Source organism: Vibrio hepatarius, assembly GCF_043642085.1.
Taxonomy (GTDB): domain Bacteria; phylum Pseudomonadota; class Gammaproteobacteria; order Enterobacterales; family Vibrionaceae; genus Vibrio; species Vibrio hepatarius_C.
Window position 1 is genome coordinate 429,467 of record NZ_JBHZSA010000004.1, and the last position, 17,334, is coordinate 446,800.

Sequence of the window (17,334 nt, forward strand, 5' to 3'; positions counted from 1 at the left end):
TTTATCATGCTTTTGCTCTGGTTTTAACGAAGCTTTTTAGATAGGCTGCAAGTACGAAGAATTTTCATCGTCTCGTTTAGGAAGGCGAGGTGAGCAAGGAATAACGATTTTAATGGAAAGCCTTACGTTACAACCTATCAATAAAGTCAATGGTGAGGTCAACTTACCAGGTTCAAAAAGTGTCTCAAACCGAGCGCTGCTGCTTGCGGCTTTAGCAAGTGGTACTACACGCTTAACTAACCTTTTAGACAGTGATGATATTCGTCACATGTTAAACGCTCTCACTAAGTTGGGCGTTAATTACTCTTTGTCAGAAGATAAAACCGTCTGTGAAGTTGAAGGCTTAGGCAAGCCATTTGATGCTCCAGAAGCTCTTGAGCTCTTTTTAGGTAACGCAGGAACGGCAATGCGCCCACTTGCTGCTGCATTATGCCTTGGCCAAGGTGAGTATGTACTTACGGGTGAGCCACGCATGAAAGAGCGACCAATTGGTCACTTAGTTGATGCACTTCGTCAAGCTGGCGCAGAAGTCGAGTACCTAGAAAACGACAACTACCCACCACTTAAGATCTACGGAACAGGTCTAAAAGGCGGTACTGTTGAAATTGATGGCTCGATCTCTAGCCAATTTCTGACTGCGTTTTTGATGTCAGCGCCTTTGGCACAAGATGATGTCACTATCAAAATTATCGGTGAACTGGTTTCTAAGCCTTACATTGATATTACGCTGCACATCATGGCGCAATTTGGTGTTGAAGTAGAAAATAACGATTACCAAGAATTTGTGATCCGTAAAGGCCAGTCGTATGTGGCTCCGGGCGATTTCCTGGTAGAGGGTGACGCATCCTCGGCTTCATACTTCTTAGCTGCTGCAGCGATTAAAGGTGGCGAAATTAAAGTCACGGGTATTGGTAAAAACAGTATTCAAGGCGACATTCAGTTTGCAGATGCACTAGAGAAAATGGGTGCCGAAATTGAGTGGGGCGACGACTATGTAATTTCCCGTGTCGGTGAGCTTAAAGCTGTTGATTTAGACTTCAACCACATCCCTGATGCGGCGATGACGATTGCGACTACAGCCCTGTTTGCGAAAGGCACGACAGCTATTCGTAACGTCTACAATTGGCGAGTAAAAGAAACTGACCGTTTAGCCGCAATGGCGACTGAATTACGCAAAGTTGGCGCGGAAGTGGAAGAAGGTGAAGACTACATCGTGGTCACGCCGCCAGCGAAACTAATCCACGCTGCGATCGACACGTATGATGACCACCGCATGGCGATGTGTTTCTCTCTGGTCGCACTAAGTGATACGCCGGTAACGATTAATGACCCGAAATGTACTTCGAAGACCTTCCCGGATTACTTCGAAAAATTAGAAGGTCTGAGCTCGTAACAGGCTGAGAGAGTTAAGGGTTCAATATACCGTCATTCAAAACCAAAAAGGGTTGGCCCAGTGTGCCAACCCTTTATCTTTTCGTCTTAGTTAACTTTCTAACCTAAATTCTTTTGATAAGTGGTGCGCTAGATATTTAAACATATTGAATACAGCGGTAGTCTTAGGCGTCGGTAGGCCATTGTCATCGAGGAAATAGTTGCCTTTAAAGACTAAGACGCCTTCTTTCTCTTCGACGCTGTCAGTACGCATTCCTTCGATGTAGTCGTCATGGTCTTGGATAATATGGTTAGCAATCATTAACAGTTCTGATTGAGAAATGACTTTTTTGTCGTTCATGGAAAATACCTTTGTAGACTAGCTTCTATTGTAAGAAGTGGTGACAAAATTGTAGGGATATCAAAATAAAATTCAAATGCGATAGATCAAGTCAATCAGTACTGGTAAACCGCAAACAGTAAAGTTGTTTTGTGACTGGTGGCAAAAAACGTCGTCTTCGGTTGGCATCAATAATCTTATGACGTTTAGTATGTGACGCTTTCCAGACCTCTCGATTTTGTTCAAGTAAACCATTAGCGTGAGAAAGGCGATAACTATTTGCTGACATCGTTGATTTGTCGAGCAGTCACGATAGAAATTTAAAAAAGATATTGATCTTCTTGTAATCTCGCTCAATAGTAAAAAAAGAAGCAAAGTATTAAGTATGTTGTGCGATAATTCGCATTCAATAAAGGACACTTGAGTCAATTATGGGTAAGTCACTGGTTATTGTGGAGTCGCCGGCCAAAGCGAAGACCATCAATAAGTATTTAGGTAAGGACTTTATTGTTAAGTCCAGTGTAGGTCACGTTCGTGATCTACCGACTGCTGGCCAAAGCACTGGCCAGAAGGCAGCCGCGGTTTCGACCAAGGGCTTAAGCGCTGAAGAAAAAGCACGAATTAAAAAAGAAAAAGATCGTAAATCGCTGATCAAGAAAATGGGTATCGACCCATATCATGGCTGGGAAGCGAATTACCAAGTATTGCCAGGTAAAGAAAAAGTTGTTGCTGAACTGCAAAAGCTAGCTAAAGACGCTGATAGCGTTTACCTCGCAACCGATTTGGATCGCGAGGGAGAGGCTATCGCTTGGCACCTTCGTGAGATCATCGGCGGCGATGAAGAGCGATACAAACGCGTTGTATTCAACGAAATTACCAAAAATGCTATCCAGCAGGCGTTCGAGAAACCGGGCGAACTGAGCATGGATGGTGTTAACGCACAGCAAGCACGTCGTTTTATGGACCGTGTTGTAGGCTTTATGGTGTCCCCTCTTCTGTGGAAGAAAGTGGCACGTGGTCTATCTGCTGGTCGCGTACAATCGGTAGCGGTGAAGCTACTGGTTGAGCGTGAGCGTGAAATCAAAGCTTTTGTCCCTGAAGAGTTCTGGGATATCCACGCCGACACTAAGACGCAAGACAAAACGGACTTCCGTCTGCAAGTGTCGCAAAAAGAAGGCGTGGCATTTAAGCCTGTTAACGAAGCTGAGACTAAGTCTGCGATTGCGGTACTTGAAAACGCTCGCTACGAAGTGTGTAAGCGTGAAGACCGACCAACGTCGAGCAAACCTTCTGCTCCGTTTATTACGTCTACGCTACAGCAAGCGGCGAGTACTCGCTTAGGTTACGGCGTTAAGAAAACAATGATGCTAGCTCAGCGTTTGTATGAAGCGGGCTACATTACTTATATGCGTACCGACTCAACTAACTTGAGCTCTGAAGCGGTAGAGACAGTTCGTGGCTTTATCGGCGAACAGTATGGTGATGCTTACCTTCCAGCTAAGCCAAATGTCTACGGAAGCAAAGAAGGTGCACAAGAAGCGCACGAAGCGATTCGTCCTTCAGATGTGGCAGTCAAAGCGGATGACCTAAAAGGTATGGAAGCGGACGCACATAAGCTCTACTCACTGATTTGGAATCAATTTGTGGCATGTCAGATGACGCCAGCAAAATACGATTCAACAACGGTAAGCGTTAAAGCTGCTGAGTACACGCTCAAAGCCAAAGGTCGAATTCTTAAATTTGATGGTTGGACACGTGTTCAGCGCCCTCTAGGTAAAAACGAAGACCAAATTCTGCCAGCGGTTCAAGTGGGTGACACGATTGACCTAGTTAATCTTGATCCTAAGCAGCACTTCACTAAGCCACCTGCACGCTTTACTGAAGCTGCATTAGTTAAAGAGCTTGAGAAGCGTGGTATTGGCCGTCCTTCGACGTATGCTTCAATCATTTCAACGATTCAAGACCGTGGTTATGTGAAAGTAGAACAGCGTCGTTTCTATGCTGAGAAAATGGGTGAGATCGTAACTGACCGTCTAGATGGCAGTTTTGATGACCTTATGAACTATGAGTTCACTTCTCGTATGGAAGAAAAGCTTGACCAAATTGCTGAAGGTGAAGCGAACTGGAAAGGTGTGCTAGACGACTTCTTTACAGACTTCACTGGTGACTTAGTGAAAGCTGAGGCGGATGAAGACGAAGGCGGCATGAAGCCTAACCATATTGTTTACACTGACATCGAATGTCCTACGTGTTCGCGCCCTATGGGTATTCGCACGGCTTCGACAGGTGTTTTCCTTGGTTGTTCAGGTTATGCGTTACCACCAAAAGAGCGTTGTAAAACAACGATCAACCTTGGTGACGAAGATGGCATCATCAATGTTCTAGAAGAAGACGTCGAAACTGCGGCTCTTCGTGCGAAGAAACGTTGCCCGATCTGTGAAACGGCAATGGACGCTTACCTAATCGATGAAAAGCGTAAGATGCATGTTTGTGGTAATAACCCGAACTGTGATGGCTACATTGTCGAGCACGGTGAATTTAAGGTTAAAGGCTACGATGGTCCAGTTGTCGAATGTGACAAGTGTGGCAGTGACATGGAGCTTAAGAACGGCCGCTTTGGTAAGTATATGGACTGTACCAGCCAAGAGTGTAAGAACACGCGCAAGATCCTTAAAAATGGCGAAGTAGCGCCACCCAAAGAAGATCCTGTGCACTTGCCTGAATTACCATGTGAAAACTCAGACGCATATTTTGTTCTGCGTGATGGCGCGTCAGGCTTGTTCCTAGCGGCAAGTACTTTCCCTAAATCGCGTGAAACTCGTGCGCCTCTAGTGGAAGAGTTGGTTCGATTTAAGGATCGTATCTCACCGAAATTCCATTATTTAGCCGATGCGCCAGTTAAAGACCCAGATGGTCTACCTATGGTTGTTCGCTTTAGCCGTAAATCAAAAGAGAATTACGTGCGCTCGGAAGTGGATGGCAAGCCTTCAGGCTACACAGCGTTGTATGTAGAAGGTAAATGGGAAATTACCGATAAGCGTAAGAAGCCTGCTAAAGCGAAAAAATAGAGCAGGAAATCGCAAATAAAAAGCAGCCAATATGGCTGCTTTTTTTGTGTGCCGAATGATCATCGGTTTTCATACTAATGAGATCTAGTCTCAGTAATCGTATTTTAATCACCGCTAATGTAAAGATAATCAATATCAGCTTTGACAATGTGTTGCATAGATTCTATTGATCTTAATGAACTATGGAAGGGCGTCATGACACAGAGACTGAAGCTACTGTTGTTGATAGTGATGAGCAGCGTGACGTTTGTTGCTGCGGCATACACTGTTTCTAAGCAAGTGATCGATGAAATCGTTGCTGACTTGCTATGGAAATATGCGCAGGTGTCTGCTCGCTATGATGCAGAAACCCTTCTAAGGCCAATCATTAAAGAAGTTGAATTAGTCAAACAGCTGTCTAGTCACCCCAATATCACCTCATGGGGTTTTCATAGTGATGATGATGTATACCGTTCTGTGGCAGAAGACACGCTGGAGAACTACCGCTGGCAGCTTAAATCGAAAAACTTTTTTATCGCACTTGATCAAAACCTCGCCTATCACTTCAATGACGTAAAAACCGTTCGCAGTGAGACCTTCTTTCGCCATTACCTCGACCCTGCGGCGGTGTACGATACTTGGTATTTTGAACAAAAAGAGAGCCTCACCGATTTATCGGTCAACATTGCCACAGATGCTCATCTCAGTTTGACGCGCGTTTGGATCAATCAAAGCATCATTAAAAACGGCCAATTCTTAGGTATTCTCGGAACAGGGATTGAAGTCTCTGCTCTGTTTCAGCAATTGACCAATCACCACTCCTCTGCGCTGCGAACCATATTTGTTGATGCGCGGCGTCGCATTCAGCTCTCTTTTGATGGGGGAGAGGTCGGTTACCCACTCAGGGACTCGACGAATTTGAAACCTCGCTTGAGTGAAGTCATTACCGATGAGCAAGAATACCAAGCACTCGAAACCTTGATGAAAAGACAAAAAATGGGTCAAGAGTCAGAAGTGTTGATGGTGCAACAGGGAGTGGGCAGGGCGGTTGTTGCCATTCACTATATAGAGGAGCTAGGTTGGTATGAGCTCACCTTTGTCAGCATTGATGAAATGGTCCCTAGCTGGTTATCGACCTATCTCTACTTCCCTTTAGTGTTACTGACTGGGTTATTCGCTTTACTCGCTTACGTCTATTTGGTTAAACATTGGATTGCCCCTACTGAGTATCGTGAGCAGCGACTCGCTTTTCTTGCCAGAGTTCAGCCCTCTCGGCAAGATTACCAATCGAATCCTTTCGATAAATACCTAGATAAACTCGAAGAAGAATTGCGCCAAAACCGCAACGGTGTTGATAGCATGGTGGCATCACGCACCGAAGCTTTAGATAAGCTGACAGTGTTTGATGTCGTGACGCAGCTTTACAATAAACGCGGTTTAGAGCGAGAACTGAGGCTTGAGCTATCTCGCGCTAACCGTGAGCACTATCAGTTTGGATTAATTTGGATAGATGCCGGGATTTCAAAAGCAATTAAGGCCGACAGCACGAGCGAGGCATACAGCCTGTCACTTCAGATGGTGGCCGATGCCCTCCAGCAGGCAATTCGTGAGTATGATATTGCTGCGCGCTGGGCAGATGACGAGTTTTTGTTGCTGATTAGAAGCGGGCAATGCGAAACGCTGCAACAAGTGGCGACCCGGATTCAAGAGTATGTCGATGAACACCCCATGATTCCGGGTACGGATACTCGTTATGTGGGTAATTTGGCGATAGGGGGGACGCTAATTAATCCAGATATGTCATTGCAGCAAGCGCTCGCGTTAACGGATAGTTCTTTGTACATCGCCAAGTCCCAGCAAGAAGGGGCCATTTATATCCACACTCACACCTTAGAAAAGAAATCTGCGTAATTTACTCTCCCTTTTATAAAAAACATAGCCGCTCAGGTTGCGAGCAAAGTCACGTTAATGTAGGTGATATGTTAAGGCTATGTTTCTTTCAACTGGGATAGTGTGAGCTGTCTCAGGACGATAAAAAGTAATAAGTGTGCGCTTCCGAGTACAGCATATTTTAAATTGTAATCTTCTTGAAATACGATAAGTTATAATAAACCATTTGCACAAAGGGGTGAGATGGCTTACCTCACCCAGTAAAGTTTGTGATGTCGTTATAGCTGCGTATTACGCCTGCATGGAGCGGCGCGAATACTAGGAATTTTGACGGATCCCCCAATACCTGATCCGTCGCATATAAAAAATAAAATGGAGAGAAATACATGGCTGGAGTTTTGGGAATGATCCTTGCTGGTGGAGAAGGTTCACGCCTGCGTCCACTAACGGAGTCTCGTAGTAAACCCTCGGTACCGTTTGGTGGTAGCTACCGTCTGATTGATTTTGCTTTGAATAACTTCGTTAACGCGGATTTAATGCGTATCTACGTATTGACTCAATTCAAGTCTCAATCACTGTTCCATCACATGAAAAAAGGCTGGAACATCAACGGAATCACAGACCGATTCATCGACCCAATCCCTGCCCAAATGCGTACGGGTAAACGCTGGTATGAAGGTACCGCGGACGCGATTTATCAAAACCTACGCTTTATGGAGTTATCAGAACCGGATCAAGTTTGTATCTTTGGTTCTGACCACATCTACAAAATGGATATCAAGCAGATGCTGGATTTCCATAGCGAAAAAGAAGCGTCGCTAACCGTTTCAGCACTGCGCATGCCACTTTCTGAAGCCTCTCAGTTTGGCGTGATTGAAGTCGACGAAGAAGGACGAATGGTAGGTTTTGAAGAAAAACCTGCGAACCCTAAATCTATTCCAGGTGACCCAGAGCATGCCCTTGTCTCGATGGGTAACTATGTTTTTGAAGCTCAGACGCTATTTGCTGAACTTATCGAAGATGCTGATAACCCTGACTCTTCACACGATTTTGGCAAAGACATTATCCCGAAAATGTTCCCACGTGGTGATGTGTTTGTGTATGACTTCAGTACCAACCGCATTACGGGTGAGAAAGAAGAAGTTTACTGGCGCGATGTCGGTACTATTGATGCTTACTGGCAGGCGCACATGGACTTGCTTGAGAAAGATGCACCATTCTCTCTCTACAACCGTAAATGGCCACTACACACTTACTATCCGCCACTACCACCGGCAACGTTTACCGACTCAGATAATGGCCGTGTCCAAATCATTGATAGCTTAGTGTGTAACGGTAGCTATGTTCGTGGTTCACGTATCGAAAAGTCAGTGTTAGGTTTCCGCAGTAATATCGCATCAGCATGTGACATCAGTGAAAGTATTCTGTTAGGTGACGTGAAGGTCGGTGAAGGCTGTGTATTACGCCGTGTAATCGTGGACAAAAATGCCGATATCGCCCCAGGAACACAGATTGGTGTTAACCTAACGGAAGACAAAAAACATTACCACGTCTCGGACGACGGTATCGTAGTTATTCCTAAAGGAGCTAGAGTTGGCTACTAAGAATTTATCCATTCTCTTTGTAGCATCGGAAGTTGAAGGTTTAATCAAAAGTGGTGGCTTGGCTGATGTAGCCAAGGCACTGCCTGAAGCGCTTCATACTCTCCAACAAGATGTTCGTATTACATTGCCTGCTTACCAAAAGGTGGCGGGTTTAGATGAAGCAGTTACGTTATTAGAAACAAATTTAGAGCATTGGCCTCACACAGAGTATGTGGTTAAACAGCTTGAGGTAGCGGGCGTGCCTGTTTACGCGATTGATTGCCCTAAATATTATGATCGACCAGAGATGTACGCGGAGAATAACCACGCGTATGCTGATAATGGCGAACGCTTTGCCTTTTTTAGTGCCGCTTGTCTCGATATGCTACCTAAGTTAGGTTTTCAGCCTGATATCGTGCATGCGAATGATTGGCATACGGGTTTTGTGCCTTATCTGCTTAAGCATCGCTATGGGAATGATGAATTCTTTTCTGCGACGAAAAGTGTCCTCTCTATTCATAACGCGGTATTTAAGGGGGTTTTTAGCTACGACGAGCTGCAGGTACTTCCTGAGATGCATACTCGTTACGCGCCCGATGCAGCCGTCAGCCCTACGCATGTGACTATGTTGCGTGCTGGTGTGCTTAACGCAGATAAGATCAATGCCGTGAGTCCGACCTACGCTGAAGAGCTGAAAACAGAGCTTGGCAGTCATGGTATGGCTGCTGAGTTTCAGCAACGCGCTGACGATCTCGTGGGTATTCTCAACGGCTGTGACTACTCTGCATGGAACCCGCAAACAGATTCGCTGTTACCTGCTAACTATAAAGCCAATCGCCAGAGCATGGTGCGTGGTAAAAAGGCATGTAAGAAAGAGCTGCAACAGCGTGTTGGTTTGCAAACCGAAGATGTTGCGGTCTATGGCATGGTCTGTCGCCTGACAAATCAAAAGGGCATTCACTACTTGTTACCGATTCTTTCAGATTTTCTGAAGCATGATGTTCAAGTGGTGATCGTGGGTACCGGAGACCCTGTGCTAGCTTCTCAGCTTAAAGAGATTGCCGCGAAACACAGCGATAAGTTTGCTTTTGTCGAAGCGTACAGTAACGAACTCGCGCACCTTGTTGAAGCAGGTGCTGACTTCTTTATTATGCCGTCAGAGTTTGAACCATGTGGTTTAAATCAAATCTACAGCATGGCTTACGGCACTTTGCCGATTGTACGTGGGGTAGGTGGTTTGCGTGACAGTGTGAATGATTACGACGCTGACCCGCAAAACGCGACGGGTTTTGTCTTTGAACAACCAGAGCCTTATGCATTGCTAAATGTTCTGCAAAGATCATTGTTGCTCTACGTTCAGCAACCTAATGAGGTTAAACGAGTGCAGCTCTACGCGATGGGGCAAAACTTCTGTTGGAACAAGGCAGCGGATGAGTATCTAGAACTTTATCACATCGCTCTTAACCGTTAATAAAAAGGCGCGTAACAGCGCTTTTTTTGCAGCTTATTTGCACAAACTTGAACAAGAAATGATGTGTTCCGACTTCATTCCTTCTATGTTTATGGTACTCTCCTAACCAATCTAAATTCAGAGCACAATTCAAATAACTATGAGCGAGTCTTTACTGTTTCACAAAACCTTTGCGCACCCTACCAGCGATGAATGGGTGGTGTTTGTGCATGGTGCAGGAGGCAGTTCGTCAATTTGGTTTAAACAAATTAAGGCGTATAAGCAGCACTTTAACTTGCTGCTGATTGACCTGCGTGGACATGGTAAATCGAATCAACTCCTCAAAGAACTGATTGCCAATCGCTATACCTTTAAAGCGGTGACCGTTGATATTCTTAAAGTGCTCGATCACTTAAAAATCCGCTCTGCTCACTTTGTCGGTATGTCACTTGGTACCATCATAGTGCGTAATGTTGCTGAGCTTTCGGCTGATCGTGTTAAGTCTATGGTGCTAGGTGGCGCTGTAACTCGTTTAAACACCCGTTCGCAGGTTTTGGTAAGGTTGGGCAACATGTGTAAGCATATTGTCCCTTACATGTGGTTATACAGCTTATTTGCGTACATCGTCATGCCACAGCGTGCTCAGAAAGAGTCTCGTCACCTGTTTATTCGGGAAGCAAAGAAGCTCTGCCAGAAAGAGTTTAAGCGTTGGTTTATTCTCACCGCTGAAGTCAATCCGTTAATGCGCTACTTCAAAGACAGAGAGTTGCCGATTCCGACGCTCTATTTAATGGGGGACAGGGACTACATGTTCATTCAGCCCGTCAAAGAAATGGTTGCGGCGCACAGTGATAGTCAACTGCGTGAGATTGAAAACTGTGGCCATGTGTGCAACGTTGAGCGGCCGGATGAGTTCAATCAACACTCGATCGCGTTTATTAAACAGCAAATTGATACTAAGTAGCGCAAACTAATTAAGGTGCTACGTTGCCACATTGCCAGCAGGCACCAAACTGACCTTCATTCCGCTCGCCACACTCATCGCATTGCCAGTCTTGCTTTCTTTGTTCAGACTGAAACTCTTTAATGATCTCAGATGCTTTTTCGCTGTCACGTTGATCAAACAGCCAAATGTACGGCTCGCTGCTTTCTCCAAACGGGATCTCTCCTTGCAAACCAAAGATTCCTTCACCACGAACTTCACAATCGATGTATTGAGACTTGAGAAGCTCACAGACGATGTGAGCTTCGGTGGGTGTAATGGCTGAAAATATCTTCATCAAACGTTTCCGTTAGACGCAGACGGCTCTGTTCTTATCTTAGCCATAACCCACTTAGCGATAACTGGGAATAAGCCGAGCAGAGCAAACGACGCTAAAACAGTCGGTGAGGCAATACCAGAGAGCGAGTCAATTTGCGCAAGCTGAGTGCCCGCGTTTATGTATACCGCAGTGCCCGGTAGCATACCAAGTTGACTCACCACGTAGTATCTGGCGGTTGAAATTGGGGTAAGCCCCATTAACAAGTTGATTAAGAAAAATGGGAACACTGGGATTAGGCGTAGTGAAAACAGGTAGAAAGCGCCATCTTTTTTAACACCGTTATTGATAGCAGACAGCTTCTCGCCAAACTTACCCTGTACCCAGTCGCGTAGTAAAAATCGACTGCTTAAAAAGGCTAGCGTGGCACCAATCGCACTAGCAAATGAAACGATAAGTAACCCGGTTGAAAAACCGAAAAGAGCACCACCTAATAAAGTGACGACAGCAGCTCCTGGTATAGAGAATGCAGTAATCGCCACATAGGCTAAGAAATAGGTAAGTACCGCAACAACGAAATTCTCTGAGATAAAGGCGGCTAGCTCAGCTTGTTGCGCTTTAGCGTTGTCTAATGTGAGGTACTGGCCAAAGTTTACACCTAACAGAATGATGAGTGATACAAAGATAACGCCAAGTATGATTTTTTTATTCATGTGCTGCTCCATCAAGAATCATGGCCGATTAATACAAAGTGTTAATAGACTAGACAGGGAAAGCAAGCAGTAAATTTCAATAAACAAAAAAAAGTCAGCACAACGGCTGACTTTTTAAAAAGGGAAAGGAAAATGTGTTGCCGATTAATGACTTAATTGGTTGAGTAACTCTTCACGACGGCTATGAGGGATCACAGACCAATGTGTGCCGTTAATTGCGCCTTCTAACGCCCAAAGCAACTCGACGTTAACTTCAGCAGAATGCGAAGATTGAATCGCTTTAAATGCGTTTACCGCACCTGTTTCTTCCAGATTTTCAACGCTATCAATACCGGCTTTTTTCAGCATACGTTCCGTTGCCAGTCTTAAGTTCGGCAGATCTTTAAGGCGATTAGGCTTAGCTTTCGCTTGCTGTTTCTTTTCGCTGTTCGCTGCAGTTAGCGCAGCTTGGGCAATCTCAAGCGTATTCTCCTTGTTCTCAAACCAATCATCGCTTAGAGCGAAGTATTTGGTGACCACGGGAAAGCCGCGTTTTTTGTAGATGTAAGGTTCTAAGCTAAGAGATTTAAATTGCTTTGCAAGTGCGTCGTCTGCCCTAACGTGCAACTTATCATTGACGACTAATGCAAACATAGTGTCGTCGGCAAATATACCGAAGCCACCAAACATTGAGCGAGACTTGATTAAGCCTAACGGCTCAAATAGTCGCATTGAGTCTTTTAGTATTGGTTTATCCATGCTGTGTATTCTCGGTGTATATGTATACGCCACCAATTCAGGTCCGAGAGAGTAGCAAAATTATGCAGGCTTTTTGTCAGTCTGGTGTCATACGATTGCTAGCAATTACAATATGACTTGTGTGCATATTTACCATCGGCAACCCCGCTACCAAACAATTAACTTGTTGAAGGCCGGAGGCTTTGCGTCCCATCCTTTCGAAATGGTTTGCCCTGTTCGTGGCATAATCGAACAATAATAAGGATAAATGGATTTTGGGCTGGACATCACGTCCGAATAGGATAAGTGTGATCTCGGTTCAGTAAATAGGGCTGGCTCATACACTTAGCCAATGAAAGTATCTCGGCTAAGTGTATGTCAAATAAGTTATTTCTTAATGTTCTGTACGGTATTTCGCTCAACGATCTCTGGGTGCATTTCAAAGATACGCTTTTCGTGCTCTTTGTCTTTAATGCGTTCTAGCAGAATCTCGAAGGCGTTTTTACCTACACGACGTTTTGGTTGGTGAACCGTGGTCAAAGGTGGCGAGAAGTACTCTGCTAGCTCAATATTGTCGTAACCAATCACAGACATATCTTCTGGGATACGAATACCCTTCTGCTGTAAGCGACTCATTAGGCCCAGAGCCATAGTGTCGTTGAAGCAGAAGATCGCGCTTGGCTTGTTGTCCATTGCTGCGATTTGGTCAGCCGCAAGCACAGCAGTGTCACACTCGAAGTTACCTTCTAAAATCCAATCTTCTTTAACTGGAAGTTTTGCTTCGTTCATCGCACGTTTAAAGCCACGGATACGTTCCTGACACGCTGCTTTTTCAAAGTGTCCGCTTAGGCAGGCAATATCAGTATGACCACGGTCAATCAGGTACTTAGTCGCTAAGTAGCCACCTTCTTCTGAGTTATCGATGATCTTATCTGCTTGAGAGCTCTCAGGACCCCAATCCATAACCACTTTCGGGATGTCTTTGTGGCGGTCCAGCATTTCGCTCAGTTCTTCAGTTAAGTCTGAACACATCACCAAAATACCGTCTACGCGCTTTTCAGCAAGCATGCGAATGTAGTCGCGTTGCTTCTCATAGATACCACCGGTATTACATAAAATCAGCGTATAGCCTTGGCGGTAACAGTAGCTTTCTACGCCATCAATGACTTCAGAGAAGAAAAGGTTTGTAGACTGAGTCACCAGCATACCAATCGTGCGCGTGGTATTACACTTCAGGCTGCGTGCAACAGCGCTTGGTGCGTAGTTTAGCTCTGTCACTGCTTCCATTACTTTTTCTTGAGTAGCTTCAGCAACAAAGCGCGTTTTATTGATTACATGTGACACAGTTGTCGTTGATACACCAGCTAGGCGAGCAACGTCTTTAATAGTGGCCATAAGGTTCTGTCCTGTCGATGACTGCCTAGGAATTATATTCAGTTTAGAATACCTAGGTAGAAAGTATCAGAAACACAAAAACCGCTCTATTTAGCGGTTTGTATTTGATTCGTTTGTTTTTATCGTTTGCGATCACAATTTTAGACCGCAAAACTCTTAAGAGCAAACAAAAAACACTAAAGCAACCTGCTGGAGGTCACAATGTTGTCTTTATTCGCCTAACAGATAGCTACAATCTAAAGCTAAGAAGGCAACAGCGAATGTGCTGATTGCCGAGTAGAAACCGAACTCATCAAACTTCTGACACTTGTCTGAAAACTGTGGCATCCAACTTAGAAGGTGTTGACGAATAAACTGTTCTTGAACAGCAAAAGCTTCTTCGATCTTAGCTTCGTCTTCTGCTTCATTTGAACGGATGATCAAGTTACCTAAGAAATCGAGTTCAATCGCAATGTGGTCTGCTGGTTCGTTAAGGTTTTTGTCTACCTCGACACCATGTTCAGCCATCACTTCTTCCATCTCTTTGGCTGGCGTATCGTTTAATAGGCCAGACTTACCGATATACATTGACGCGTATGGCAGGGCAGAGTCTTTATCTGACTTTAAGAAAAGGTCACAAAAATCAGCCGCTAGCTCAAGTTGTGCGTCTTCGCGGTCCATAAGACGGTTTAGAGCATCAGTAATGCGGTCGATTGACGGCTTAAGTTGCTCGTTTTCGCCCAATCCAGTAAGAAAAGAACGGATCTCAGGCGAATGATATTGCGTGATGTTTTCTTCAGTTAGCTCTTTAGCGAAAAGGCTCGACAGCCACCAGTAGATTTCAGCGCGTTTTTCATTGAATGCTTTGATTTCTTGCATTAGGTGTTACTCCCCAAATAATTACCGCTATTGTAACCAATAAAAATGAACAGCGGTAACCACTTATATGACAAGTTAAAATCAAATATTGGAAGATATTAATGTGTGGAAAAGTTTTGTCTTGAATCAATAAAAAATCATCTTTCTAGCTTTTAAAGTGATAAATACTAGAAATGTTACTATTTATGAATAGAATAATAGAAAGAGCAAATCCCAATGTAAATTAAGTGGTGTAGATGAGTTATCACGTACTAGTTGTAGAAGATGACGCAGTTACTCGCAGTAAGCTGGTGGGGTACTTTCAAAATGAAGGTTACAACGTCAGTGAAGCGGAAAGCGGCGAGCAAATGCGCGACATGCTACAAAGTAATGCGATAGATTTGGTGATGTTGGACATTAACCTACCTGGTGAAGATGGTTTAATGTTAACTCGCGAACTTCGCAGTCAGTCTGACATTGGAATTATCCTGGTAACAGGACGCACGGATAGCATTGATAAAATTGTTGGCCTAGAAATGGGCGCAGACGATTATGTCACTAAACCTTTTGAACTGCGCGAGCTACTGGTTCGAGTTAAAAACTTGCTGTGGCGAATTTCTGCTGCGCGCAACTCTGCAGGAAACGTCGAGAGCGACAAAGCGAACGAGAATATGGTTCGCTTCGGTGATTGGACGTTCGATGTTCAACGTCGCGCTTTGAGTCGCAACGGCGAGCCAGTGAAGCTAACGAAAGCAGAGTATGAGTTGCTAGTGGCGCTGTCTTCGTACCCGAACCAAGTATTAAGCCGTGAGCGTATTCTAAACATGATTAGCCATCGTGTTGATGCGCCAAACGATCGTACGATTGATGTCTTGATTCGTCGTATGCGTGCAAAGATGGAGTTCGACCCTAAGAACCCACAAATCTTTGTCACAGTGCACGGTGAAGGTTACATGTTCGCTGGTGACTAACGAGATACAAACATAAAAATACCGAGGCATGCCTCGGTATTTTTTTATCTGTTAAAGCGCACTTTCGGCGGCATTGAGACTCTGTTCTTCATAGTCTGACGCCCAGTCGCGTAATGATTGCCAGATACGGCCAAGCGTTTCATGCCAGTAGCGTTCGGTCTGCTCAAGATATTTGCCTTTTGGCGTGTACTTTTCCCACGCTTGGGTAATGTTATCGTGAGCTAGGTAGTTCGTTGGGGCAGGGTAAGGATCCATGCCTGCCGAGTGAAACTCATTCAGTGCTCGTTTCATATGGCTAGCTGACGTGACAACGACCAGTTTCTTTGTTGTAACGAAAGCCGCAGCCTGCCTTGCTTCTTCCCAAGTATCTTTTGCTGTTTCTAGCAAGATAATGTCAGATTTTGAAACGCCGAGTGATAACGCTACCTTTGCCATCATGCGCGCATTACTCACTTCTGAACCACCAGAGTAGCCAGATAAGATAAGCTTAGAACCTGGGTAGATGCGCATTACTCGAATACCTTCGGCTAAACGCATTAAACCTGCGCGACTTAGCTCTGACGTCGGTGGGATCTTGTCATCGACAACATGACCACTTCCTAACACCATAACGTAGTCAATAGATTCATCGACCGGGAAAAATGCGGAGTACTGACGCTCTAAAGGCATCAATAGTCGAGAAGAAACCGGTTGGAAGGCAATTAAGAAAATGCCAATAAAAGAGAACAAAACAACAAAGCATCCTGTCTTCTGCTTACGAGTAAACATGATTAACATAAGACCCAACATACCAATGATTAACATCGCTGGTAGGGGCATTAGCAAAGAAGACACAACTTTTTTCAGCTCAAACATACTTAAATAGTCCGAAAAAACATCAATTGATTATATTTTAAGAGAAAGCCTCTTTATTCCTGCCTTTCTTGTGACAGAATAGCAGCACGATTAGACATAATAACTCATGCTGCTGTGACTGAAGACCGCAATTTCGACGATATTGCCCACAAATTTGCAAAAAATATTTACGGCTCTGATAAAGGCGAGATACGCCAAGTCATTGTTTGGGAAGATCTTCAACAGGTACTTGATACTGTTGATGGGGCAAATAAACAACTTAATGTGCTTGATGCAGGTGGTGGATTGGCACAAATGTCTCAAAAGCTTGCTAAGCTCGGACATCATGTAGCGTTATGTGATCTATCTTCTGAAATGCTGCAATTAGCAGAGCAGGATATTGCAAATAACGGCCTGCTTGAGCAGTATCGCTTCATTCATTCTCCTGTTCAATCTATTGAGAAACATCTCGATAAGAACGTTGATGTGGTACTTTTTCATGCAGTGATGGAGTGGTTAGCAGACCCTAAACCCGCACTGGAAAATGTACTTGAACAGGTGAAGCCGGGTGGGGTGGCGTCAATTATGTTCTATAACCATCATGGATTGGTATATAAGAACGTAGTGTGTGGCAACATTCCTCATGTACTCGATGGAATGCCACATAGAAAGCGATTTAAGCTGCAGCCGCAAAAGGGCTTAAAACCAGAAGAGGTCTATCAATGGATAGAAGACGCTGGTTTCACGATTTGCGGTAAATCTGGTATTCGTTGTTTCAGTGACTACATAGGCAATATGGAGTACATGGGCGACTACGAATATGAAGATGTGCTAGCACTAGAGAAACAACTTTGTAGACAAGAGCCATACCTCTCGTTAGGCCGATACATACATGTATGGGCACAAAAGAAAGAAAAGCAGGACTAA

General features: G+C 44.6%; 15 protein-coding genes and 1 riboswitch. Of the genes, 8 read left to right on the forward strand and 7 right to left on the reverse strand.

Annotated elements, in window-relative coordinates:
- Positions 1-112: 112 nt before the first annotated feature.
- Positions 113-1,393 carry a 3-phosphoshikimate 1-carboxyvinyltransferase gene (aroA, locus tag ACHUFZ_RS11270; protein ID WP_394127240.1) on the forward strand — a complete coding sequence of 427 codons (1,281 nt, stop codon included), beginning with the start codon at positions 113-115 and terminating at the stop codon, positions 1,391-1,393.
- 90 nt (positions 1,394-1,483) lie between these two features.
- Here the strand turns inward: aroA and ACHUFZ_RS11275 are convergent, their stop codons facing one another.
- On the reverse strand, positions 1,484-1,732 hold the full coding sequence (locus ACHUFZ_RS11275; RefSeq protein ID WP_394127241.1) for a YciN family protein: 249 nt from the start codon (positions 1,730-1,732) through the stop codon (positions 1,484-1,486).
- Between the two features lie 410 nt (positions 1,733-2,142).
- Here ACHUFZ_RS11275 and topA point away from each other — a divergent pair, with 410 nt between their 5' ends.
- From topA to ACHUFZ_RS11300, 5 genes are all read left to right on the forward strand, one after another.
- Positions 2,143-4,779, forward strand: coding sequence for a type I DNA topoisomerase (gene topA / locus ACHUFZ_RS11280; RefSeq protein ID WP_394127242.1), 2,637 nt, complete (start codon positions 2,143-2,145; stop codon positions 4,777-4,779).
- 195 nt (positions 4,780-4,974) lie between these two features.
- Positions 4,975-6,669, forward strand: a complete 1,695-nt coding sequence (locus ACHUFZ_RS11285) for a diguanylate cyclase domain-containing protein (protein WP_394127243.1) — start codon at positions 4,975-4,977, stop codon at positions 6,667-6,669.
- Positions 6,670-7,034: 365 nt separating this feature from the next.
- Positions 7,035-8,252, forward strand: coding sequence for a glucose-1-phosphate adenylyltransferase (glgC, locus tag ACHUFZ_RS11290; protein ID WP_394127244.1), 1,218 nt, complete (start codon positions 7,035-7,037; stop codon positions 8,250-8,252).
- On the forward strand, positions 8,242-9,702 hold the full coding sequence (gene glgA, locus ACHUFZ_RS11295) for a glycogen synthase GlgA (protein WP_394127245.1): 1,461 nt from the start codon (positions 8,242-8,244) through the stop codon (positions 9,700-9,702). The genes glgC and glgA overlap by 11 nt, the downstream gene beginning before the upstream one ends.
- 139 nt (positions 9,703-9,841) lie before the next feature.
- The gene (locus ACHUFZ_RS11300; protein ID WP_053438482.1) at positions 9,842-10,645 is read left to right on the forward strand and encodes an alpha/beta fold hydrolase; all 804 of its coding nucleotides are present in this window, start codon (positions 9,842-9,844) and stop codon (positions 10,643-10,645) included.
- 10 nt (positions 10,646-10,655) lie between these two features.
- Here ACHUFZ_RS11300 and ACHUFZ_RS11305 read toward each other — a convergent pair whose 3' ends face one another.
- The 5 genes from ACHUFZ_RS11305 to torD form a co-directional block, all read right to left on the reverse strand.
- Entirely contained in the window at positions 10,656-10,961 is a 306-nt protein-coding gene (locus tag ACHUFZ_RS11305) for a putative signal transducing protein (protein ID WP_394127246.1), read from the reverse strand.
- Positions 10,961-11,653, reverse strand: coding sequence for a TVP38/TMEM64 family protein (locus tag ACHUFZ_RS11310; RefSeq protein WP_394127248.1), 693 nt, complete (start codon positions 11,651-11,653; stop codon positions 10,961-10,963). The genes ACHUFZ_RS11305 and ACHUFZ_RS11310 overlap by 1 nt, the downstream gene beginning before the upstream one ends.
- Before the next feature lie 144 nt (positions 11,654-11,797).
- Entirely contained in the window at positions 11,798-12,391 is a 594-nt protein-coding gene (locus ACHUFZ_RS11315) for a TfoX/Sxy family DNA transformation protein (protein ID WP_394127249.1), read from the reverse strand.
- Positions 12,392-12,525: 134 nt separating this feature from the next.
- Positions 12,526-12,613, reverse strand: a riboswitch (cyclic di-GMP riboswitch).
- Positions 12,614-12,757: 144 nt separating this feature from the next.
- Positions 12,758-13,765 carry an HTH-type transcriptional repressor PurR gene (gene purR, locus ACHUFZ_RS11320; RefSeq protein WP_394127250.1) on the reverse strand — a complete coding sequence of 336 codons (1,008 nt, stop codon included), beginning with the start codon at positions 13,763-13,765 and terminating at the stop codon, positions 12,758-12,760.
- Positions 13,766-13,975: 210 nt separating this feature from the next.
- Complete coding sequence (gene torD / locus ACHUFZ_RS11325) at positions 13,976-14,623, reverse strand: molecular chaperone TorD (protein ID WP_394127251.1); 648 nt, start codon at positions 14,621-14,623, stop codon at positions 13,976-13,978.
- A 236-nt stretch (positions 14,624-14,859) separates the two neighbouring features.
- Between torD and torR the strand changes: the two genes are divergently transcribed.
- The gene (torR, locus tag ACHUFZ_RS11330; protein ID WP_394127252.1) at positions 14,860-15,573 is read left to right on the forward strand and encodes a two-component system response regulator TorR; all 714 of its coding nucleotides are present in this window, start codon (positions 14,860-14,862) and stop codon (positions 15,571-15,573) included.
- Positions 15,574-15,624: 51 nt separating this feature from the next.
- Here the strand turns inward: torR and elyC are convergent, their stop codons facing one another.
- Positions 15,625-16,428 (reverse strand): envelope biogenesis factor ElyC, encoded by an 804-nt coding sequence (gene elyC, locus ACHUFZ_RS11335; RefSeq protein WP_394127253.1) that lies wholly within the window; start codon positions 16,426-16,428, stop codon positions 15,625-15,627.
- Between the two features lie 114 nt (positions 16,429-16,542).
- Here elyC and cmoM point away from each other — a divergent pair, with 114 nt between their 5' ends.
- Entirely contained in the window at positions 16,543-17,334 is a 792-nt protein-coding gene (cmoM, locus tag ACHUFZ_RS11340) for a tRNA uridine 5-oxyacetic acid(34) methyltransferase CmoM (protein ID WP_394127254.1), read from the forward strand.